Origin of the sequence: Burkholderia sp. MSMB1072 (genome assembly GCF_001524725.1) — a bacterium.
Taxonomy (GTDB): domain Bacteria; phylum Pseudomonadota; class Gammaproteobacteria; order Burkholderiales; family Burkholderiaceae; genus Burkholderia.
Genome location: NZ_LOYC01000030.1, coordinates 143630 through 164373 on the forward strand (window position 1 = coordinate 143630; position 20744 = coordinate 164373).

Genomic DNA, 20744 nt, shown 5'->3' on the forward strand with positions numbered 1-20744 from the left:
AATACGCGCGCCGCGCGGTGCGCGATCGCCGCGTACGCCGCCCCATGCAAAAAACCCGCGGCATGCCGCGGGAAGCCGTCGCAACGACGGCGGCTGAAGGAGCCCTTTGCGGATACGTGCGACCCGTTATTTCTGCGCGGTGCGAGCCGGTGCGGCGGCCGGTTTCGCTGCCGCCGGCTTGCCTGCGGCCGACGGCGCCGCGCCCGCCACCGCACCGATCGTCAACCCTTCCTGCTGAAGCCGCTCGACGGTATGCCCGCCCATGCCCTTCACGCGCGTGGCGAGATCGTCTGCATTCCTGAACGGGCCGCGTGCGCCGCGCTCGTCGAGAATCGCCTTCGCCCGCGCCGGACCGATGCCCTTGATACCGACGAGCGCATCCTCGTTCGCGGTGTTAACGTCGACGGCCGCCCAGGCCGACGCCACTGCGCCGAGCATGACCGCCGCGGCAAACCATTTCCTGATCATGTGCTGGATCTCCGAAGAAAAACGGCCGGCGGCTGCCGACCGTGAGACCCAGTCTATCGATGCAACGCGCCGGTTTAAACCTGGCCGGATAGCCAACGGACGTAGCGGTCGACGCCTTCCTGCACGGTCAGGAACGGTGCGTCGTAGCCGGCCGCGCGCAGTTTCGTCTGGTCGGCCTGCGTGAAGCACTGGTACTTGCCGCGCAGCGCATCGGGGAACGGCACGTATTCGATCAATCCCTGCTCGACCTGCTGCGCGAGCGTCAGCGGCGGCTGGTTGTCGAGTGCGCGCAGCGTGTTCACGACCGTCGACGCGATATCGTTGAACGGTTGCGCCCGGCCCGTGCCGAGATTGAAGATGCCCGACTTCTCCGGATGATCGAAGAAGAACAGGTTCACCTTGGTCACGTCCTCGACGGACACGAAATCGCGCGTCTGCTCGCCCGGCGCATAACCGTTGTACTCGCCGAACAACTTCACCTTGCCTTCCGCGCGGAACTGGTTGAAGTTGTGGAACGCGACCGACGCCATGCGTCCCTTGTGCGTCTCGCGCGGGCCGTACACGTTGAAATAGCGGAAGCCCGCGATCTGGCTCTTCGCGCTCGGCAGCACGCGACGGATCACCTGGTCGAACAGGAACTTCGAATAGCCGTATACGTTCAGCGGCGCCTCGACGTCGCGTTCCTCGACGAAACGCGTCGAGCCGCCGTAGATCGCGGCCGACGATGCATACAGGAACTGCGTGCCCTGCGCGAGGCAGGTATCGAGCACCGCGCGGCTGTAGCGGAAGTTGTTGTCCATCATGTAGCGGCCGTCGGTTTCCATCGTGTCCGAACAAGCACCTTCATGAAATACCGCGCGTACCTTGCCGAAATCGCCGCGCGCGAAGCGTTCGACGAATTCGGTCTTGTCGAGATAGTCATCGATCTCGCAGTCGACGAGATTGCGGAACTTGTCCGCGCGCGTCAGGTTGTCGACCGCGATGATGCGCGTCTCGCCGCGCTCGTTGAGCGCCTTGACGATGTTCGCGCCGATGAAACCGGCTGCGCCGGTAACGATGAGGGTCATGATCGTCCTGCCTGAAAAGTGCGAGCCACTCGTGCAGCGCGCTCGTCGCGCCGCCGAATGCACTCAGTGAAACAGTTCGTCGTAGTCCACCGTGGCCGTGCCGAGCTTGCCGACCACGATGCCGGCCGCGCGATTCGCGAGCACCACGGCGTCGACGAGCGGCACACCGGCGCCGAGCATCGTCGCGACCGTCGCGATCACGGTGTCACCCGCGCCCGACACGTCGAACACTTCGCGCGCAAGCGCCGGCGCATGCAGTTCGCCGCCCGCGGAAAAGAGCGTCATGCCCTCTTCCGAGCGCGTGAGCAGCAACGCGTCGATGCCGAGCGCCGCACGCAAATTCGCGACGCGCGCGCGCAGGTCGTCTTCCGATTTCCACTGCCCGACCACCTCGCGCAGCTCCGCGCGATTCGGCGTGATCAGCGATGCGCCGCGATAGCGTTCCCAATCGTCGCCCTTCGGGTCGACCAGAACCGCCTTGCCGGCCGCACGCGCCTTCTCGATCATCGTCGTGACGTGCGTCAGGCCGCCTTTCGCGTAATCCGACATCAGCACGACGTCGTGCTGCGGCAACAGCGCGTCGAAGCGCGCGAGCCCCGCGAGCAGCACCTCGTGCGTCGGCATCGCCTCGAAGTCGACGCGCAGCAACTGCTGCTGACGCGCGAGCACGCGCAGCTTGATCGTGGTCGGTAACGCCGGATCGCGCTCGAGATGCGGCGTCACGCCGCTGCCGGCGAGCAGCTCGACGATCCGCTCGCCGGGCTCGTCGCAACCGACGACGCACAGCAGCCCGGCCTGGCCGCCGAGCGTCACGGCATTGCGCGCAACGTTGGCCGCACCGCCGAGCCGCTCCTCCTGACGCTGCACGTGCACCACCGGCACCGGCGCTTCAGGCGAAATGCGATCGACGTTGCCGAACCAGTAACGGTCGAGCATCACGTCGCCGACGACGAGCACACGCGAGCGCGCGAGTTGCTCGCGCGGCACCGGAACGACTTCGCGAAGAGTATCCATCGTACGTTCAGCCACGGGAGAACGACTGGGGATCGACATACGGCCGGCCGATCGCGTAGTAATCGATGCCCAGTTCGGCCATCGCGTCCGGCTCGTACAGATTGCGCCCGTCGAAGATCACCGGCGCCTTCAGTTCGGCCTTCAAGCGCGTGAAATCGGGGCTGCGGAATTCCTTCCACTCGGTCACGATCACGAGTGCGTCCGCGCCGGTGACCGCGGCGTCCTGCGTGTCGACGAGATGCAGTCGTGCCAGCATGTGCGCATCGTCGCCGAAATCCAGCGCGAACACGCGCCGCGCTTCGTCGACGGCGACCGGATCGTAGGCGCGCACGGTCGCGCCGCGTTCGAGCAGCGCGGCGATCAGGCGGCGGCTGGGCGCCTCGCGCATGTCGTCGGTGTTCGGCTTGAACGCCAGGCCCCAGACCGCGAATTCGCGCCCCGTCAGGTCGGCGCCGAAGCGCTGCTCGATCTTGCCGATCAGCACGTCCTTCTGAGCATGGTTGGCGGCCTCGACGGCCTCCAGGATGCGCAGCGGCTGGCCGTTCTCGCCGGCGGTGCGGATCAGCGCCTGCACGTCCTTCGGAAAGCACGAGCCGCCGTAGCCGACGCCCGCATACAGGAAGTGATAGCCGATGCGCGGATCGGAGCCGATTCCGCGGCGCACGGCCTCGATGTCGGCGCCGACCTTGTCGGCGAGATTCGACATCTCGTTCATGAACGAGATGCGCGTCGCAAGCATCGCGTTCGCCGCATACTTCGCGAATTCGGCCGAACGCACGTCCATGTAGATCGTGCGCTCGTGATTGCGGTTGAACGGCGCGTAGAGCTTCTTCATCTTCTCGCGCGCGATCGTGCCGGTGTCGTCGTCGTCGACGCCGATGATGATCCGGTCCGGGCGCATGAAGTCCTCGACCGCGGCGCCTTCCTTCAGGAATTCCGGGTTCGACACGACCGAGAAGCGATGCGCGACGCTGCCCGCGAGCCCGCGTGCAGCCAATGCCTCGTCGACCACGTCGCGCACGCGCCGTGCGGTGCCGACCGGCACCGTCGACTTGTCGACGATCACCTTGAAGCCCGTCATGTGGCGGCCGATGTTGCGCGCGGCCTCGAGCACGTACTGCAGATCGGCCGAGCCGTCCTCGTCGGGCGGCGTGCCGACCGCGATGAACTGGATCTCGCCATGCGCGACGCTCGCCTCGATGTCGGTCGAGAAGCGCAGACGCCCCGCCGTGCGGTTGCGCGCGATGATGTCCAGCAACCCCGGCTCGTGAATCGGCATCCCGCCGTTGTTCAGGATATCGATCTTGCGCGGATCGACGTCGAGACAGAAGACGTCGTGACCGATCTCCGCGAGGCAGGCGCCCGTGACGAGGCCGACATAGCCGGTGCCGATGATGGTGATTTTCATAGATGTTCCGGTACTTCCCGGTAATTGACTAACTTGGCCGCCGGAGCGAGCCCGGCGGCAACCGCAGCGCGTTGGCTCCGCGGCCGGGATCAGCCCGGCATCGCAGGTTCGACGCGGCGCGGCGCATAGGTTTCCCAGCCGCTGCATCCGGGGCACTGCCAATAGAAGAGCCGTGCCCGGAAACCGCAATTCTGGCACGTATACCGTGGCAGATTTTTCGTGCGCTGCTTGATCAGCGCACGCATCATTTCAAGTTCCTTACGACGCGGTTCCTCGGCCGCCGCGATCTGCGCATCGAGCAGGTGCAGCATCCCCGACAGGTTCGGCGACTTTTCCATCTGCGTCCGCGCGAGCGTGTGCGCCGCATCCTGGCCACGCAACCCGGCGATATGCTGATAGGCGATGTCGAGCAGGTCGTTCGACGGATAACGATCGACGTACCCCATCAGCAACTCCGCGCCTTCGACGTTCTTGCCGAGCGCGACGTATGCCTTCATCAGCTTGTCGGCCACGAGCGGCAGATACGCCGGGTTCTGCGCTTCGACGCGCTTCCAATGCTCGATCGCGCCCGCGTGATCGCCCGCCGCTTCCGCCGCGTCGCCGGACAGGACCGTCGCACGCACGTTCTGCGGATTCACGGTCAACGCAAGGCGCAACTGTTCGGCCGCTGCGGCGGCATTCTTGCGCTGCAGCGCGTCCTGCGCGAGTTCGCAGTGAAACTGCGCGATTTCGGTGCCGAGCGGCTTGTCGCTCATCGACTCGATGCGTTTCGCCGTATCGATCGACTTGTTCCAGTCCTTCTCGATCTCGTAGATCGTCAGCAGCGCCCGCTGCGCGCCGAGCGCGTAGTCGCCGTCCGCGAGCTTGTGGAACGCCTCTTCCGCGCGATCCAGCAAGCCGGCTTTCAGGAAATCCTGGCCCAGTTCGTACAGCGCGTGGTCGCGTTCGTTGACCGGCAGATCGGTGCGACTCAGCAGGTTCTGGTGCACGCGGATCGCGCGGTCGGTCTCGCCGCGACGGCGAAACAGGTTGCCGAGCGCGAAGTGCAGCTCGACCGTTTCGGGATCGAGCTTGGCAACCTCGATGAACGCATCGATCGCCTTGTCGGGTTGTTCGTTCAACAGAAAATTCAGGCCGCGAAAATACGAACGCGGCAGGTTGGCGCTCTCCGACAGGAGATTCTTCAGGTCATAGCGTGACGCCGCCCAACCGAGCGCGAACGCGACCGGAATCGCGAGCAACCACCAGAAATCCAGATCCATGCGAAATATCGAAGCAGAGACGAAAACCGCGCGATGATCGCGCGGCGTCCGTGTTAAATGACGGGCGGCATCGGCGGCTGGTCGATGACGGCAGGCGTTTCGCGCGCCGCACGCAGATCGCGCTTCAAACGCCCGTTCTCGAGACGCAGGCGGAAGATCGAAGGCAGCGCGGACAGCAGGCCGGCCAGCAGCCCCACGGCGAAGAATGCCAGGCCGATCAGGATCAGCGGCGCTTGCCATGCGTAGCCGGCAACGAAATTCAGCGTCGCGGTTTGCGTATTGGCCAGCGCAAGCACCAGCAGCAGGACGAACACCAATACCCGGATCAGCCAGACGATAAACTTCATGAAGCCCTCTCTTTGTTGAGGTTTGCCGCGGCGCGCGACTCCCCTTCGTCGCACCGAATCGACCCGTATTGTAAAGGAAGCGTTTCCGCGGCTGCGCACATCCTGTGCGCGGCGTTGCGCATCGGTGGCCGGAAATGAAAAAAGCGCCCGCAAGGGGCGCTTTTCTTTTCAGCCTTCGCCGGACAGGTTCCGGGCACACCGAACGACGTTCAACGCTCGTCGTCCGGATCGTCAGCCTTCAGCGGTTCACCGGCGCGACCGTCGACGCGTTCACGCAATTCCTTGCCAGGTTTGAAGTGCGGCACGAACTTCTCGGGCACCTGCACTTTCTCCCCCGACTTCGGGTTGCGTCCGACACGCGCCGGGCGACGATTGAGGCCAAAGCTGCCGAAACCCCGAATTTCAATGCGATGCCCTTTCGCCAGGGCGTCGGACATCGCATCGAGCATCGTTTTCACCGCGAAATCCGCATCCTTGAGGACAAGTTGCGGAAATCGCGATGCCAGCTGCGCGACCAACTCGGATTTGGTCATACTTCAGCAGACCTCGTAAGGCTTACTGGTTTTGGCCGTCGAGCTTCGCCTTCAGCAGCGCGCCGAGGTTGGTCGTACCGGTCGCAGCAGCGCTGGAGTCCGACTGCAGGCCGCGGATCGCTTCCTGTTGTTCGGCCGAATCCTTCGCCTTGATCGACAGGTTGATGCCGCGCGACTTGCGATCGATGTTGATCACCATCGCGTTGACCTTGTCGCCTTCCTTCAGCACGTTGCGTGCGTCTTCGACGCGATCCTGCGAGATTTCCGACGCACGCAGGTAGCCTTCGATGTCGCCCGTCAGCGTGACGACCGCACCCTTCGCATCGACCGTCTTCACGACGCCGTCGACGATCGAGCCCTTGTCGTTCATTGCAACGTAGTTGCTGAACGGGTCGCCTTCGAGCTGCTTGATGCCGAGCGAAATACGCTCCTTCTCGACGTCGATACCGAGCACGATTGCTTCGACTTCGTCGCCCTTCTTGTACTTGCGAACGGCTTCTTCGCCGGCTTCGCTCCACGACAGATCCGACAGGTGGACCAGGCCGTCGATGCCGCCCGGCAGACCGATGAACACGCCGAAGTCGGTGATCGACTTGATTGCGCCCGTGATCTTGTCGCCCTTCTTGAAGTTGCGGCTGAAGTCATCCCACGGATTCGGCTTGCACTGCTTCATGCCGAGGCTGATACGACGACGGTCTTCGTCGATCTCGAGGACCATGACTTCGACTTCGTCGCCCAGCTGGACAACCTTCGACGGCGCAACGTTCTTGTTGGTCCAGTCCATTTCCGACACGTGGACGAGGCCTTCGATGCCCGATTCCACTTCGACGAATGCGCCGTAGTCGGTGATGTTCGTGACCTTGCCGAACAGGCGCGTGCCCGACGGGTAACGGCGCGAGATGCCTTCCCACGGATCGTCGCCCAGTTGCTTGATGCCCAGCGAGACGCGGTTCTTCTCTTGGTCGAACTTGAGGATCTTCGCGGTGACTTCCTGGCCAACCGACAGGACTTCGCTCGGGTGACGCACACGACGCCATGCGATGTCGGTGATGTGCAGCAGGCCGTCGATGCCGCCGAGGTCGACGAACGCGCCGTAATCGGTGATGTTCTTGACCACGCCGTTGACGATCGCGCCTTCCTTCAGCGTCTCGAGCAGCTTCGCGCGCTCTTCGCCTTGCGTTGCCTCGATCACTGCACGACGCGACAGCACGACGTTGTTACGCTTGCGATCGAGCTTGATCACGCGGAACTCGAGCGTCTTGCCTTCGTACGGGGTCGTGTCCTTGACCGGACGCGTGTCGACCAGCGAACCCGGCAGGAACGCGCGGATGCCGTTGACCATCACGGTCATGCCGCCCTTCACCTTGCCGGTGATCGTGCCGGTGACGAGCTCGTTGTTGTCGAGCGCCTTTTCCAGCGACAGCCACGATGCAAGGCGCTTCGCCTTGTCGCGCGACAGGATCGTGTCGCCGTAGCCGTTTTCGAGTGCGTCGATCGCGACGGACACGAAATCGCCCGACTGCACCTCAACCTCGCCCTGATCGTTCAGGAATTCCTCGATCGGAATGTAAGCCTCGGACTTCAGGCCTGCATTGACGACCACGAAGTTGTGGTCGACGCGCACGACTTCGGCGGAAATCACTTCGCCGGCGCGCATGTCTTGGCGGGTCAGCGACTCTTCGAACAGAGCCGCAAAGGATTCGGTATTCGGGGTGGAGGTTTGCAGGTCGGACATAAAAATCTGATTGTGCATGGCTCGCTGTGCCACGCCGGCCGGAATGGCAGGCTGAAAGGGCCAGATCGAAGACCACACGGGGTTAAGGGTTCGAAACACGCTCTGCACTTACGCGCGGAGCACCTACTGCCGCCCGCCTTCTCAGGCTGGCTGGCCGAGCGCCCGGTACCACTGCAGCACCTGATCGACGGCTTCATCGACCGAAAGTGCCGACGTATCGAGCAGCTTGGCATCTGCCGCAGGCTTCAGCGGCGCGGCTGCGCGATTGCTGTCGCGCGCGTCACGTTCACGAAGATCCCGGAGCAAGTCATCTATGTTAGCAGAAAAACCTTTTTGCATCAATTGCTTATGCCGTCTGGTCGCACGCGCCTCGGCGCTGGCCGTCAGGAACACCTTCAGCACGGCGTCGGGGAAGATCACCGTGCCCATGTCGCGCCCGTCCGCCACGAGGCCCGGCGTCTTGCGAAACGCCCGCTGGCGCGCGACGAGCGCGGTGCGCACGGGGCCGTGCACGGCAATGGCCGACGCGCGGTTGCCGACCGCTTCGGCACGGATGTCGTTCGACACGTCGACGCCGTCAAGCTGCGCGCAGCCTTCACGGAACGTGATGTGCAGATCGTCGATCAGCTTCACCAGCGCGTCGACGTCTTCCGCGGCGATTCCGTAGCGCACGCTCGCGAGCGCCGCGAGCCGGTACAGCGCGCCGCTGTCGAGCAGGTGGAAGCCGAGGTGCGCGGCGACGAGCGCCGCCACGGTGCCCTTGCCGGAGGCGGTCGGGCCGTCGATCGTGATGACGGGAGTCGGGTGAAAGGGTCGGGTCGATTTCATCGGAACAGTCGGATCAGGCTTTGGCGAGCGCGGCGAAGCGGTCGAAATAGTCGGGGAACGTCTTGCCGACGCACTTCGGATCGTTGATCCGCACGGGCACGCCGCCCAGGCTGACGAGCGAGAAGCACATCGCCATCCGGTGATCGTCGTACGTATCGATCGCCGCGTTCGGCGTGAGCTTTTCCGGCGGCGTGACGACGAGATAGTCGGGGCCTTCCTCGACGATCGCGCCGACCTTGCGCAGCTCGGTCGCCATCGCGGCGATGCGGTCGGTCTCCTTCACGCGCCAGCTCGCGATGTTGCGCAGCGTGCTCGTGCCGTTCGCGAACAGCGCCGCGACCGCGATGGTCATCGCCGCGTCGGGAATCAGGTTGAAGTCCATGTCGATCGGCTCGAGCTTGCCGTGATCGTGGCCGATGCCGCGCACGTCGATCCAGTCGTCGCCCATCGTCACGTTCGCGCCCATCTGCATCAGCGCATTCGCGAAGCCGACGTCGCCCTGGATGCTCGCCCGCCCGACGCCCTCGACCCGCAGCGGGCCGCCGCCCAGCGCGCCGGCCGCGAGGAAATACGACGCAGACGACGCGTCGCCCTCGACCATGATCCGCCCCGGCGAGCGGTAGCGGACGCCGGCCGGCACGACGAAGCGCTGCCAGCCGTCGCGCTCGACGCTCACGCCGAAGCGCGCCATCAGCCGGATCGTGATGTCGATGTACGGCTTCGAGATCAGCTCGCCGTCGACTTCGACGACGATCCGGCCGTCCCTCGCCTTCACGAGCGGCAGCGTCATCAGGAGCGCGGTGAGGAACTGGCTCGACACGTCGCCGCGCACGCGGATCGGCGCATCGACCGAGATCGTCGCGGGCTTGATCTTCAGCGGCGGGTAGCCTTCGTTCAGCTCGTAGTCGATCTGCGCGCCGATCTGGCGCAAGCCGTCGACGAGATCGCCGATCGGCCGCTCGTGCATGCGGGGCACGCCGTGCACACGGTAGTCGCCGCCGTTCACCGCGAGTGCGGCGGTCAGCGGCCGCACGGCCGTGCCCGCGTTGCCGAGGAACAGGTCGGCCGTCTTCGCGGTAAACGCGCCGCGCGTGCCGGCGACGACACAGGTGTCGCCGGCACGCGCGAGCTTCACGCCGAGCTTGCCGAGTGCATCGAGCATCACGCGCGTATCGTCGGAGTCGAGCAGGTTGGTGATCGTCGTTTCACCTTCGGCGAGCGCCGCGAGCAGCAGCACGCGGTTCGAAATGCTCTTCGAGCCGGGCAGGCGCACGGTGCCCGATGCGCTGGAGTACGGGCCGAGATCGAGATAGTCCATGGGAATCGTCCTGTTATTTCTTGACCGGTTCGGCAGCGGGCGTGCCGCCGCGTTCCTGCCATGCCTTGCGCGCGGCGCGCGAGCGCGTGAATACGGCTTCGAGCGCCGCGCCGTCGCCGGCGTCGATCGCCGCGCGCAACCGCGTGAGCACGCGTGTGTAGCCGTCGAGTTCGTCGAGCAGCGCCGCGCGGTTCGCGACGCACACGTCGCGCCACATTTCCGGGTTCGACGCCGCGATGCGCGTGAAATCGCGAAAACCGCCGGCCGCATACGAGAATTTCAGTTCCGCGTCGGCCTCGCCGAGAATCTGCTCGACGAGCGCGAACGACAGCACGTGTGGCAGATGGCTGATCGACGCGAATACGCGATCGTGCTGTTCGGTGGTCATCGTGCGCACGTCGGCGCCGGTCGCGCGCCACATCGCGTCGATCCGGGCCACCGCTTCGGGCGCGTTCTCCGGCAGCGGGCACAGCACGACGTTGCGGCCGACGTAGAGGTCCGGCAACGCAGCCTCGACGCCGCTCGACTCGCGTCCGGCGATCGGATGACCCGGCACGAACTGCACGATCCGCGCGCCGAGCGCGTCGCGCGCAGCCGCAACGACATCGGACTTGGTGCTGCCTGCATCGGTGACGATCGTCGCGCCGTCGAGCCACGGCGCAATACGTGCGAGCAACGGGCCCGTCTGTGCGACAGGCGCGGCCAGCAAGACGAGATCGGCGCCGGCAAGGGCGTCGCGCACCTGAGCGTCGTCGTCGAGCGCCGCTGCGCGGTCGATCACGCCGAGCGACAGCGCGCGCTCGACCGATGCACGCGAACGGCCCACGCCGATGATCTCGCCCGCGCCGCCCGGCGCGCGTTCGCGCAGCGCGCGGGCCAGCGATCCGCCGATCAGGCCGACGCCGAAGATGACCAGTTTGTTGAATGCAAAGCCTGACACGACAAGAGCCAAGTTACGCGTGCGGGACGACGCCCAGCACGCGGAATTCCAGATTCCGGGCAACCGGCCCGCACCCGGCGCAACCTGCGCCGGATACCGCCCGCCCCCGCCTTCGGCAGCGCCGATCGGCCTGCCCTGCCCGCTTCTTCGCGCGCCGCCTGCGCACCGCAGGCGACGAGCCGCCGCGTCAGCGTGCGCGCGGATACGAACCGAGTATCTTCAGGAACGCAGCCTTTTGGCCGAGTTCCGCCAGCGCGGCCGCCACCGCCGCATCGTCGCGATGCCCTTCGATGTCGATGTAGAAGTAGTACTCCCACGTACCGACGCGCGCCGGACGCGACTCGAAGCGCGTCATCGACACGCCGTGCCGCGCGAGCGGCTCGAGCAGCTTGAACACGGCGCCCGGCTCGTTCTTCACCGACACGATCAGCGACGTCTGGTCGTGACCGCTCTGGCCGGCCGGCTGCTTGCCGACGATCACGAAGCGCGTGCGATTGTGCGGATCGTCCTGGATCAGCGAGAACGCAATCTGCAGGCCGTAATGCGCGGCCGCGCGATCGCCCGCGATCGCGGCGACGGTCGGATCGGCCGCGGCCAGACGCGCGGCTTCCGCGTTGCTCGCCACGGCTTGCCGCTCGAGCTGCGGCGCATTCGCCGCGAGCCACTGCTGGCATTGCGCGAGCGCCTGCGCATGCGCGCAGACACGCTTCACGCCGTCGAGCGTGCCGCTCTGCGTGAGCAGGTTGTGATGGATCGGCAGCGCGAGCTCGCCGCTGATCACCAGTTGGGTCTGCAACAGCAGGTCGAGCGTGCGCGATACCGCGCCTTCGGTCGAATTCTCGACCGGTGCGATGCCGAACGCGGACGCCCCGGCCTCGACCGAGCGGAACACCTCGTCGATCGACGGGCACGGCAAGCCTTCGATCGACTGACCGAAATACTCGAGCATCGCCTGCTCGCTGTACGTGCCGACCGGCCCGAGGAACGCGACGTGGATCGTCTGCTCGAGCGCGCGGCTCGCCGCCATGATCTCGCGCCAGATGGCGCTGATGTGCTCGCTCGCGAGCGGCCCCGCGCTCATGTCCTGCAGCCGCGCGATCACCTGCAGCTCGCGCTCCGGCCGGAACACCGGCGCGTTGAAATGCTTCTTGACCTCGCCCACCTCCAGCGCCACCGCGGCGCGCTGGTTCAGGAGCGCGATCAGCTGCGCGTCGATCGCGTCGATGCGGTCGCGCAGCGGTTTCAGGCGGGAATTCAGTTCGTCGTCCATGCGTTTTGCCGTGCTGTTTGAACAGCGCCGCGGTCAGGCGCCGCGCTGCTCGAAGTCCTTCATGTACTCGACGAGCGCCTTCACGCCCTCGAGCGGCACCGCGTTGTAGATCGACGCCCGCATGCCGCCGACGGACTTGTGGCCCTTCAGCTGCAGCAGCCCGCGCGCCTTTGCGCCGGCAAGGAAGTCTTCGTTGCGCGTTTCGTCGGCCAGGAAAAACGGCACGTTCATCCGCGAACGTGCTGCCGGCTCGACCTTGTTCAGATAGAAACTGCTCGCGTCGATCGTGTCGTAGAGCAGCTTCGATTTTTCGATATTGCGGGCCTCGATCGCTTCGAGGCCGCCCTGCCGCTTCAGCCACTGGAACACGAGGCCCGCGATATAGATCGCGTAGGTGGGCGGCGTGTTGTACAGCGAGTTGTTCGCGGCGATGGTCTTCCATTCGAATGCGGACGGACAGATCGACAGCGCGCGATCGAGCAGATCCTCGCGCACGATCACGACCGTCACGCCGGCCATCCCGATGTTCTTCTGCGCACCGCCGAACAGCACGCCGTACTTCGCGACGTCCATCGGGCGCGACAGGATGTGCGACGAGACATCCGCGACCAGCGGCACGTCGCCGAGATCGGGGATCTCGAACGTCTCGACGCCGTCGATCGTCTCGTTGGTGCACAGATGCACGTAGGCGGGATCGTCCGACAGATGCCATTCGGCGCGCGCGGGCGCGCGCGTGAAGCCGCCCTCCGTCTTGCCGGTCGCGGCCAGATGCGGCGTGCAGAACTTCTTCGCCTCGCCGAACGATTTCTGCGACCACGAACCCGTCACGACGAAGTCGGCCGTCTTGCGCGAGCCGAGCAGGTTCATCGGCACGATTGCGTTTTCCGCGATGCCGCCGCCCTGCAGGAACAGGATCCGGTGGCTCGCCGGCACGCCGAGGAGGTCGCGCAGGTCGGTCAGCGCGGCCTCGTGGATCGACATGAACTCCTTGCCGCGATGGCTCATCTCCATCACGCTCATGCCGCTGCCGTGCCAGTCGAGCATTTCGTCGGCGGCCTGCCGCAACACTTCCTCGGGCATCGCCGCGGGGCCGGCGGAGAAATTAAAGACGCGCATCGTGAAAACCTCGGGAGGGACGCGACCGGCTTGCCGCCGGCAAAACGCGCCAGAAAAGAAATGGCCGCTTGCGCTCGCGCGCAAACGGCCATTATCGCACTGTCGTCAGGCTCCCGCCAAACCCGGCCGAACGGCCGGGGGCGTGCCCGGACAGCTTACTTGCCCGGCTTGACTGCTGCGACTTCCTTGTCAGCCTGCGTACGCGTTGCCTGGATCGCTTGCGGCATGTACTTCTGCATCAGGCCGTTGACCACGTCGCGACCGACCTGATCCTGAACCTGGATGAACTTGCGGCCCGTCGGGCTCTTGTAGAACGTCGTCAGATCCTTGATCTCCGACGTGCTGTAGTACTTCGCGTACGCGTCGTACTGAGCCGACATCGCGTCGCTCTGGAACTGCTGCGTGCCGAACACCTTGCCTGCACCGTCGACCAGCTTCGGCACCGCGTTCTTCTGCAGCGTCGGAACGGCAGCCTGCTTCTGCTTGTCGTTCAGCGTCTTGTTTTCCGACAGCGCGTCCGACAGGATCGCCGGCACGAGCTGCTTGGCCTGCATTTCGGCGCTGTTGCCGATTGCCGACACGAGCTTCGGCGCGTCGATCGCGTCGAGCAGATCCTTGATCGCCGCCTTCTTGTCGGCGTCGATCGGCGCAGCTGCCGCCGGAGCAGCCGGTGCGGAATTCGACAGCGCCTGCGCCATCGCGAACGTCGGCACCAGTGCAGCCAGCAGAACCAGTTGCTTGAATTGCTTTTGCATCATCACTCCCTTTTGGAAATATGAATGGTTGCTCGCCGGCCGCGGCGCTTTTCGCCCGCGGCGGCCAGAGTCTCATCCGTTCTTCAGGCTTCGCCGTCCGACGCCTCGTCGGCCTCGCCCTCTCCCTCTTCGGCCTCCGCGATCTGCTGCAGGCCAGAGAGCTTGGTACCCTCATCGAGACTGATGAGTGTAACACCTTGCGTGGCGCGCCCCATCTCGCGTATCTCGGAAACACGGGTGCGAATCAACACGCCGGCCGTGGTGATCAGCATGATCTGATCCTCGGCGTCGACGAGCGTGGCGGCCACGACCTTGCCGTTGCGCTCGGACGTCTGGATCGCGATCATGCCCTTCGTGCCGCGGCCGTGACGCGTGTATTCGGTGATCGGGGTGCGCTTGCCGTAGCCGTTCTCGGTTGCGGTGAGCACGGTCTGCTCCTCGCTGCCCGCGACCAGCATCGCGATGACCTGCTGCCCGTCCTCGAGTTGCATGCCGCGCACGCCGCGCGCCTCGCGCCCCATCGGACGCACGTCGTTCTCGTCGAAACGCACTGCCTTGCCGGAATCCGAGAACAGCATCACGTCGTGCGCGCCGTCGGTGATCGACGCACCGATCAGGTAGTCGCCATCGTCGAGACCGACCGCGATGATGCCCTTCTTCATCGGGCGGCTGAATGCTTCGAGCGGCGTCTTCTTCACGGTGCCGAGCGACGTCGCCATGAAGATGAACTTGTCGGCCGAGAATTCCTTGACCGGCAGCACGACGTTGATCTTCTCGCCTTCCTGCAGCGGGAACATGTTGACGATCGGACGACCGCGCGAGTTGCGCGAGCCCTGCGGCACTTCATAGACCTTGACCCAGTACACGCGGCCGCGGTTCGAGAAGCACAGGATGTAGTCGTGCGTGTTCGCGATGAAGAGCGTCTCGATCCAGTCGTCTTCCTTCATCTGCGTCGCCTGCTTGCCGCGACCGCCGCGCTTCTGCGCGCGGTACTCGGACAGCGGTTGCGACTTCACGTAGCCCGCATGCGACATCGTGACGACCATGTCCTGCGGCGTGATCAGATCCTCGGTGTTCAGCTCGGTCGCGTTCAGCTCGATCTTCGAGCGGCGCGCGTCGCCGAATTCGGCCTTCACCGACGTCAGTTCCTCGCCGATCATCGTCGTGATCCGCTCGGGGCGCGCGAGGATGTCCAGCAGGTCGGCGATCTGCGCCATCACTTCGCGGTACTCGCCGATGATCTTGTCTTGCTCGAGGCCGGTCAGGCGCTGCAGACGCATCTGCAGGATTTCCTGCGCCTGCGTGTCGGACAGGCGGTACAGCCCGTCGGTCTGCATCCCGAACGCCGGGTTCAGGCCTTCCGGACGGTACGCGGACCGGCCGCCGGCCGCCGCGTTCTCGCTCTCGGCGCGCGTCAGCATCTCGCGCACGAGCGACGAATCCCACGGCTTCGCCATCAGTTCCTGCTTCGCGATCGGCGGCGTCGGTGCAGCCTTGATGATCGCGATGAACTCGTCGATGTTCGCGAGCGCGACCGCGAGACCTTCGAGCACGTGGCCGCGCTCGCGGGCCTTGCGCAGTTCGTAGATCGTGCGGCGCGTCAGCACTTCGCGTCGATGCGACAGGAAGCACTGCAGGATTTCCTTCAGGTTCAGCAGCTTCGGCTGGCCGTCGACGAGCGCGACCATGTTCATGCCGAACGTGTCCTGAAGCTGCGTCGCCTTGTACAGGTTGTTCAGCACCACTTCCGGCACTTCGCCGCGCTTGAGTTCGATCACGACGCGCATGCCGCTCTTGTCGGACTCGTCGCGGATGTCGGAAATGCCTTCGAGCTTCTTCTCGTTGACGAGCTCGGCGATCCGCTCGAGCAGCGAGCGCTTGTTCACCTGGTACGGCAGCTCGTCGACGATGATCGCCATCCGCTGGCCGCGGTCGATCTCCTCGAAATGCGTGGCCGCGCGCATCACGACACGGCCGCGCCCGGTGCGGTAGCCGTCGCGCACGCCGGCGACGCCGTAGATGATGCCGGCCGTCGGGAAGTCCGGCGCCGGGATGATCTCGATCAGCTCGTCGACAGTCGCCTCCGGATTGCCGAGCAGATGCTGGCACGCGTCGACGACTTCGTTCAGGTTGTGCGGCGGGATGTTGGTCGCCATGCCGACCGCGATGCCCGACGAGCCGTTGATCAGCAGGTTCGGAATACGCGACGGCAGGACCGACGGCTGCGTTTCGTTGCCGTCGTAGTTCGGCTCGAAATCGACCGTTTCCTTGTCGATGTCGGCGAGCAGTTCGTGACCGATCTTCGCCATGCGAATTTCGGTGTAACGCATCGCCGCGGCATTGTCGCCGTCGATCGAGCCGAAGTTGCCCTGCCCGTCGATCAGCATGTAGCGCAGCGAGAAGTCCTGCGCCATCCGCACGATCGTGTCGTAGACCGCGGTATCACCGTGAGGGTGATATTTACCGATCACGTCACCGACGATACGCGCCGATTTCTTGTACGCGCGGTTCCAGTCGTTGTTCAGTTCGTGCATCGCGAACAATACGCGCCGGTGCACGGGCTTCAGGCCATCGCGGACATCCGGAAGGGCACGTCCGACGATCACGCTCATCGCGTAATCGAGATACGAACGGCGCATTTCCTCCTCGAGGGAGGTGGGCAGGGTCTCTTTGGCGAATTGATCCATGTATCCGTATCGTTTCGGAGCGAAGACGGCGAACGCCTTTCGCGTGGGCGCTGCATGCGCAACGCAACGCGAGATTCTAACATGCGCCCATCAGCCGCCAATCCGCTCCCCCTCTATATGTAAACAGCAAAAATCGCGGCGGCGGCGAATCGGCCGAAATCGCGCGCGACTGGAGACGTCGCATACGATCCCATCCGCCGTGTTTCACGCGCGCGAGTAAACGATGGCATGCATTCGTACGATTTCCCGGCCACGCTCTTGACAATCTCTAAAAGTTACGGCAGGCCGGTGTTGCGCATGCACCACAAAGTTGAAGCGATCTTGGGGTGGGGAGGATTTTTTTTCGTAGGAAGGGAACGATATGGCAAAATGCCAACGCACTGAAAGTTAGACGCTGCTCGAAGTCTACACAGAGCGGTGCCGCGTTTTTTGTGCCGCACCAATGTTATACTTCGAGCAATGTATGACTTGTCACCGTCAACAGGCTCGCAGTAAACCTGCGGTAATCTCAATTTCGAGAGGAGAAATATGAATAAACTTTCAAAGCTCGCGTTCATTGCAGCTACCGCAGTTATGGCTGCATCCGCTTCGGCACAGTCGGTGCCGGCGTCGCGTCAAGCCGTCAATGACAACTGGGTGAACGGCACGGGCGAATGGGTGTGGATGAACGGCACGAACGAGCTCTGCTGGCGCGATGCGTTCTGGACGCCGGCCACCGCCAACGCGAAGTGCGATGGCGCACTGGTCGCCCAGGCACCGCAGCCGCCGGTCGCTCCGGTCGCTCCGGCCATCACGAGCCAGAAGATCACGTATCAAGCTGACGCACTGTTCGACTTCGACAAGGCAACGCTCAAGCCGCTGGGCAAGCAGAAGCTGGACGAACTGGCATCGAAGATCCAGGGCATGAACACGGAAGTGGTCGTCGCAACGGGCTACACGGACCGCATCGGTTCGGACAAGTACAACGACCGTCTGTCGCTGCGCCGTGCGCAAGCCGTGAAGTCGTACCTGGTCAGCAAGGGTGTGCCGGCCAACAAGATCTACACGGAAGGCAAGGGCAAGCGCAACCCGGTCACGACCGGCTGCAACCAGAAGAACCGCAAGCAACTCATCGCCTGCCTCGCACCGGACCGCCGCGTGGAAGTCGAAGTGGTCGGTACGCAAGAAGTGCAGAAGACGACCGTTCCGGCGCAGTAAGCCGCGGTTTTCGACTGCTTCAAAGCCCCGCTCCGGCGGGGCTTTTTCATTGATGCCCGTCCAGGCGCTCGCTGGCCTCGTCGTCCGCCCGCTTATATACTCGGGGCTGACGCACCGAAGCATCGCCCTCCTCTCGTAGCCCGTTTGCCGACATGACCAACGCCGATCCGCACGAACTCCAGAAATTCAGCGACCTCGCCCACCGATGGTGGGATCCGAATGCCGAATTCAAGCCGCTGCACGACCTGAACCCGGTGCGGCTCGGCTGGATCGACGCGCATGCGCACCTGGCCGGCAAGCGCGCGCTCGACATCGGCTGCGGCGGCGGCATCCTGTCCGAATCGATGGCCGGGCTCGGCGCCCAGGTGAAAGGCATCGATCTGTCGACCGAAGCGCTTGGCGTTGCCGACCTGCACAGCCTCGAAAGCGGCATTTCGGTCGATTACGAGGCGATCGCCGCCGAAGCGATCGCCGCGCGCGAACCGGGCACCTACGACGTCGTCACATGCATGGAGATGCTCGAGCACGTGCCGTCACCCGGCGATATCGTGGCCGCGTGCGCGACGCTCGTGAAACCGGGCGGCTGGGTGTTCTTCTCGACGCTGAACCGCAACCTGAAGTCCTATCTGTTCGCGGTGATCGGCGCGGAATACATCGCACAAATGCTGCCGAAGGGTACGCACGATTACGCGCGCTTCATCCGCCCGTCGGAACTGGCCGGCTTCGTGCGCGCGACGGATCTGCACATCGTCGAGATCAAGGGCATCACGTATCACCCGATCGGCAAGCGCTTCGCGCTGTCGAACGACACCGACATCAACTACCTCGTCGCATGCCGACGCGGCGCATGACCTTTCGACCGGCATGACGACTCCCCTTTCGACTGCGCGGATCGCTGACGAACCGCGCTTGCTGCACTGCGATGCGGTCCTGTTCGATCTGGACGGCACGCTCGCCGACACGGCGCCCGATCTCGCGGCAGCCGTCAACAAGATGCAGCGCGAGCGCGGCCTACCCGAAACGTCGCTCGACGTGTTGCGGCCGCTGGCCTCGGCCGGCGCGCGCGGCCTGCTCGGCGGCGCGTTCGGCATCGATCCGCACACGCCCGGCTACGAAGCGATGCGCGACGAGTTCCTGGCCAACTACGCAACCGATCTCTGCGTGCATACGACGCTGTTCCCCGGCATCGGCGACGTGCTCGACGAACTCGATGCGCGCGGCGTGCGCTGGGGCATCGTCACGAACAAGGCGATGCGGCTCACGGCGCCGCTCGTCGAGCTGCTCGGTCTCGCGCCGCGCGCCGCGTGCGTCGTCGGGGGCGACACAACGCCGCACTCGAAGCCGCATCCGGCCCCGCTGCTACATGCGGCCGACCAGTTGGCGCTCGCGCCTGCGCGCATCGTCTACGTCGGCGACGACCTGCGCGACATTCAGGCCGGCAGCGCCGCCGGCATGGCCACAGTGGCAGCTGCGTACGGCTATTGCGGCGACGGCGTCGCGCCGGTCGACTGGCAGGCCCAGCACCTCGTCGACACGACGCAGGAACTGCGGGACCTGCTGCGCGATGTTGGGCTATAATGTTTGATCTTATCCGCGGGGGCGACCTGGTTTCGACAGGGGTTGTGAAGCGGCTAGGGCATGTCGAGGACCCGTCACCTCGTTAATCAATGGGAAAATCGTAACTGCAAACGACGATACGTTCGCACTGGCAGCCTAAGGGCCGCCGTCCTCTGCCTAGTTCACTGACGGGCTAGTGTCGCAAGACCGGTAGCAATACCGCCAGAGGTCATTTACGTCAGTTAAGCCCTGTCGGCGTCGCGACGCCAGGGTCGAAAATCCAGCGAATCGCCGTAGTGCAGCGTGTTCGTCCGCGTCGCTGCGGTTAAATCAAAAGACTGGACTAAACATGTAGAACTAGTCGTGGAGCGCTTCTGGACGCGGGTTCGATTCCCGCCGCCTCCACCAAATTCCGCGCTCGTCGCACGAACCCCGCATGACGGAAGTCTGCGGGGTTTTTTGTTTCCGGCGTCCGACTCCCTCCGAAAAAGCGCCCAGCCACGGATGGGCCGGGCGGAATGCCGCCGATGTCCGGCGGCAGGAGGTGACGGATGTTCTGCCGCGCCCGCGCGATCGTCGCTGCGCCGGGCGGTGACCGGCCCGATGGTTCGGGCGTCGGGCGCAGCGCCGCGCCCGCACCTGCCCATACCGGGCGATACGCGGTTTAACTGCCGCGATACAGCGACTTCATTTCTTCCGCGCTGGCCGGGCGCACGCCCATTGCGCGCGAACCCGACGCCGATGCACCCTGTGCCTGCGCACCGTAGCCGCTGGCGTCGGCGCCTTGAGCTTGTGCCAGCGCGCTGCGCTGCTGCTCAGCGATACGGGCCGTGGCGGCCTGGATCGCTTCCGGATAGTGCGGATCTTCGCCGCGGGCTGAGTTGTAACCGGCCTGCTGGAGTTGAACCAGTTCGGCGCGCACCTGCGCTCGGGTGATCGTCGAACCCGACTGGGCGAACGAAGCGACCGGAGCAACGAGAGCAGCAGCAACAACAACGGCTTGAACGAGCGACTTCATGATGACCTACCTCCAGATTTGTCTGATTCGGCGGTGAACACCTTGATCAGCGCCGACAAACCGAAGTTTATGTAGGTGGGTGCTTAAGAATAAGGCAGGTTTCAGGAAGACATCCTTCCTAATTTGCGGGTTAACCCTAGAATCGTGTCGGAACGGCAATACGGGCGAATGGCCGCTTCGTCCTCCCCGTATCGCGTGAAGGGCCGCAAATGCACGAGCCCCGC

At 64.7% G+C, this 20744-nt stretch carries 19 protein-coding genes and 1 other RNA gene; 4 read left to right on the forward strand and 16 right to left on the reverse strand.

The window, feature by feature from the left end; genetic code table 11:
* Positions 1 to 126: 126 nt before the first annotated feature.
* The 15 genes from WS89_RS14010 to gyrA form a co-directional block, all read right to left on the reverse strand.
* The gene (locus WS89_RS14010) at positions 127 to 468 is read right to left on the reverse strand and encodes a ComEA family DNA-binding protein (protein ID WP_059501678.1); all 342 of its coding nucleotides are present in this window, start codon (positions 466 to 468) and stop codon (positions 127 to 129) included.
* Positions 469 to 542: 74 nt separating this feature from the next.
* On the reverse strand, positions 543 to 1535 hold the full coding sequence (gene rfaD / locus WS89_RS14015) for an ADP-glyceromanno-heptose 6-epimerase (protein ID WP_006496538.1): 993 nt from the start codon (positions 1533 to 1535) through the stop codon (positions 543 to 545).
* Positions 1536 to 1598: 63 nt separating this feature from the next.
* A complete protein-coding gene (rfaE1, locus tag WS89_RS14020) occupies positions 1599 to 2549 on the reverse strand; it encodes a D-glycero-beta-D-manno-heptose-7-phosphate kinase (protein WP_059501680.1) in 951 nt (316 codons plus the stop codon).
* Positions 2550 to 2556: 7 nt separating this feature from the next.
* On the reverse strand, positions 2557 to 3957 hold the full coding sequence (locus WS89_RS14025) for a UDP-glucose dehydrogenase family protein (protein ID WP_059791528.1): 1401 nt from the start codon (positions 3955 to 3957) through the stop codon (positions 2557 to 2559).
* Positions 3958 to 4046: 89 nt separating this feature from the next.
* On the reverse strand, positions 4047 to 5219 hold the full coding sequence (gene lapB / locus WS89_RS14030) for a lipopolysaccharide assembly protein LapB (RefSeq protein WP_059791529.1): 1173 nt from the start codon (positions 5217 to 5219) through the stop codon (positions 4047 to 4049).
* Positions 5220 to 5272: 53 nt separating this feature from the next.
* Positions 5273 to 5566, reverse strand: coding sequence for a lipopolysaccharide assembly protein LapA domain-containing protein (locus tag WS89_RS14035; RefSeq protein WP_012328123.1), 294 nt, complete (start codon positions 5564 to 5566; stop codon positions 5273 to 5275).
* Positions 5567 to 5775: 209 nt separating this feature from the next.
* Positions 5776 to 6099 (reverse strand): integration host factor subunit beta, encoded by a 324-nt coding sequence (locus WS89_RS14040; RefSeq protein ID WP_006486894.1) that lies wholly within the window; start codon positions 6097 to 6099, stop codon positions 5776 to 5778.
* A 22-nt stretch (positions 6100 to 6121) separates the two neighbouring features.
* Positions 6122 to 7834: a 30S ribosomal protein S1 gene (gene rpsA / locus WS89_RS14045; RefSeq protein ID WP_011544885.1), complete on the reverse strand. Its 1713-nt coding sequence runs from the start codon at positions 7832 to 7834 to the stop codon at positions 6122 to 6124.
* Between the two features lie 141 nt (positions 7835 to 7975).
* A complete protein-coding gene (cmk, locus tag WS89_RS14050; RefSeq protein WP_059574065.1) occupies positions 7976 to 8662 on the reverse strand; it encodes a (d)CMP kinase in 687 nt (228 codons plus the stop codon).
* Between the two features lie 13 nt (positions 8663 to 8675).
* Positions 8676 to 9980, reverse strand: coding sequence for a 3-phosphoshikimate 1-carboxyvinyltransferase (gene aroA / locus WS89_RS14055; RefSeq protein ID WP_059791532.1), 1305 nt, complete (start codon positions 9978 to 9980; stop codon positions 8676 to 8678).
* Positions 9981 to 9993: 13 nt separating this feature from the next.
* A complete protein-coding gene (locus tag WS89_RS14060) occupies positions 9994 to 10920 on the reverse strand; it encodes a prephenate dehydrogenase (protein WP_059791942.1) in 927 nt (308 codons plus the stop codon).
* A 187-nt stretch (positions 10921 to 11107) separates the two neighbouring features.
* Complete coding sequence (gene pheA / locus WS89_RS14065; protein WP_034206715.1) at positions 11108 to 12190, reverse strand: prephenate dehydratase; 1083 nt, start codon at positions 12188 to 12190, stop codon at positions 11108 to 11110.
* 33 nt (positions 12191 to 12223) lie between these two features.
* Entirely contained in the window at positions 12224 to 13306 is a 1083-nt protein-coding gene (serC, locus tag WS89_RS14070) for a 3-phosphoserine/phosphohydroxythreonine transaminase (RefSeq protein WP_059791533.1), read from the reverse strand.
* A 155-nt stretch (positions 13307 to 13461) separates the two neighbouring features.
* On the reverse strand, positions 13462 to 14061 hold the full coding sequence (locus WS89_RS14075; RefSeq protein ID WP_006486966.1) for a DUF2059 domain-containing protein: 600 nt from the start codon (positions 14059 to 14061) through the stop codon (positions 13462 to 13464).
* 83 nt (positions 14062 to 14144) lie between these two features.
* Positions 14145 to 16748 (reverse strand): DNA gyrase subunit A, encoded by a 2604-nt coding sequence (gene gyrA, locus WS89_RS14080; RefSeq protein WP_059791536.1) that lies wholly within the window; start codon positions 16746 to 16748, stop codon positions 14145 to 14147.
* A gap of 528 nt (positions 16749 to 17276) precedes the next feature.
* Between gyrA and ompA the strand changes: the two genes are divergently transcribed.
* The 4 genes from ompA (at position 17277) to ssrA (ending at position 19910) form a co-directional block, all read left to right on the forward strand.
* On the forward strand, positions 17277 to 17945 hold the full coding sequence (ompA, locus tag WS89_RS14085; protein WP_006400736.1) for an outer membrane protein OmpA: 669 nt from the start codon (positions 17277 to 17279) through the stop codon (positions 17943 to 17945).
* Positions 17946 to 18097: 152 nt separating this feature from the next.
* Positions 18098 to 18796 (forward strand): bifunctional 2-polyprenyl-6-hydroxyphenol methylase/3-demethylubiquinol 3-O-methyltransferase UbiG, encoded by a 699-nt coding sequence (ubiG, locus tag WS89_RS14090; protein ID WP_059501696.1) that lies wholly within the window; start codon positions 18098 to 18100, stop codon positions 18794 to 18796.
* Positions 18797 to 18809: 13 nt separating this feature from the next.
* Positions 18810 to 19523 carry a phosphoglycolate phosphatase gene (gph, locus tag WS89_RS14095; RefSeq protein ID WP_059501698.1) on the forward strand — a complete coding sequence of 238 codons (714 nt, stop codon included), beginning with the start codon at positions 18810 to 18812 and terminating at the stop codon, positions 19521 to 19523.
* A gap of 17 nt (positions 19524 to 19540) precedes the next feature.
* Positions 19541 to 19910: a transfer-messenger RNA gene (gene ssrA / locus WS89_RS14100) on the forward strand.
* A 256-nt stretch (positions 19911 to 20166) separates the two neighbouring features.
* Here the strand turns inward: ssrA and WS89_RS14105 are convergent.
* Positions 20167 to 20520 (reverse strand): DUF4148 domain-containing protein, encoded by a 354-nt coding sequence (locus WS89_RS14105; protein ID WP_059791538.1) that lies wholly within the window; start codon positions 20518 to 20520, stop codon positions 20167 to 20169.
* Between the last annotated feature and the right edge of the window lie 224 nt (positions 20521 to 20744).

Bases quoted from the DNA above. Each gene is read 5' to 3' on its own strand.
- WS89_RS14035 (WP_012328123.1), bottom strand. From the start codon at position 5,566: ATGAAGTTTATCGTCTGGCTGATCCGGGTATTGGTGTTCGTCCTGCTG.
- WS89_RS14010 (WP_059501678.1), bottom strand. From the start codon at position 468: ATGATCAGGAAATGGTTTGCCGCGGCGGTCATGCTCGGCGCAGTGGCG.
- rfaE1 (WP_059501680.1), bottom strand. From the start codon at position 2,549: ATGGATACTCTTCGCGAAGTCGTTCCGGTGCCGCGCGAGCAACTCGCG.
- ubiG (WP_059501696.1), top strand. From the start codon at position 18,098: ATGACCAACGCCGATCCGCACGAACTCCAGAAATTCAGCGACCTCGCC.
- WS89_RS14075 (WP_006486966.1), bottom strand. From the start codon at position 14,061: ATGCAAAAGCAATTCAAGCAACTGGTTCTGCTGGCTGCACTGGTGCCG.
- WS89_RS14040 (WP_006486894.1), bottom strand. From the start codon at position 6,099: ATGACCAAATCCGAGTTGGTCGCGCAGCTGGCATCGCGATTTCCGCAA.
- ompA (WP_006400736.1), top strand. From the start codon at position 17,277: ATGAATAAACTTTCAAAGCTCGCGTTCATTGCAGCTACCGCAGTTATG.
- lapB (WP_059791529.1), bottom strand. From the start codon at position 5,219: ATGGATCTGGATTTCTGGTGGTTGCTCGCGATTCCGGTCGCGTTCGCG.
- rpsA (WP_011544885.1), bottom strand. From the start codon at position 7,834: ATGTCCGACCTGCAAACCTCCACCCCGAATACCGAATCCTTTGCGGCT.
- gph (WP_059501698.1), top strand. From the start codon at position 18,810: ATGACGACTCCCCTTTCGACTGCGCGGATCGCTGACGAACCGCGCTTG.
- WS89_RS14025 (WP_059791528.1), bottom strand. From the start codon at position 3,957: ATGAAAATCACCATCATCGGCACCGGCTATGTCGGCCTCGTCACGGGC.
- gyrA (WP_059791536.1), bottom strand. From the start codon at position 16,748: ATGGATCAATTCGCCAAAGAGACCCTGCCCACCTCCCTCGAGGAGGAA.
- WS89_RS14105 (WP_059791538.1), bottom strand. From the start codon at position 20,520: ATGAAGTCGCTCGTTCAAGCCGTTGTTGTTGCTGCTGCTCTCGTTGCT.
- cmk (WP_059574065.1), bottom strand. From the start codon at position 8,662: ATGAAATCGACCCGACCCTTTCACCCGACTCCCGTCATCACGATCGAC.
- pheA (WP_034206715.1), bottom strand. From the start codon at position 12,190: ATGGACGACGAACTGAATTCCCGCCTGAAACCGCTGCGCGACCGCATC.
- rfaD (WP_006496538.1), bottom strand. From the start codon at position 1,535: ATGACCCTCATCGTTACCGGCGCAGCCGGTTTCATCGGCGCGAACATC.
- aroA (WP_059791532.1), bottom strand. From the start codon at position 9,980: ATGGACTATCTCGATCTCGGCCCGTACTCCAGCGCATCGGGCACCGTG.
- serC (WP_059791533.1), bottom strand. From the start codon at position 13,306: ATGCGCGTCTTTAATTTCTCCGCCGGCCCCGCGGCGATGCCCGAGGAA.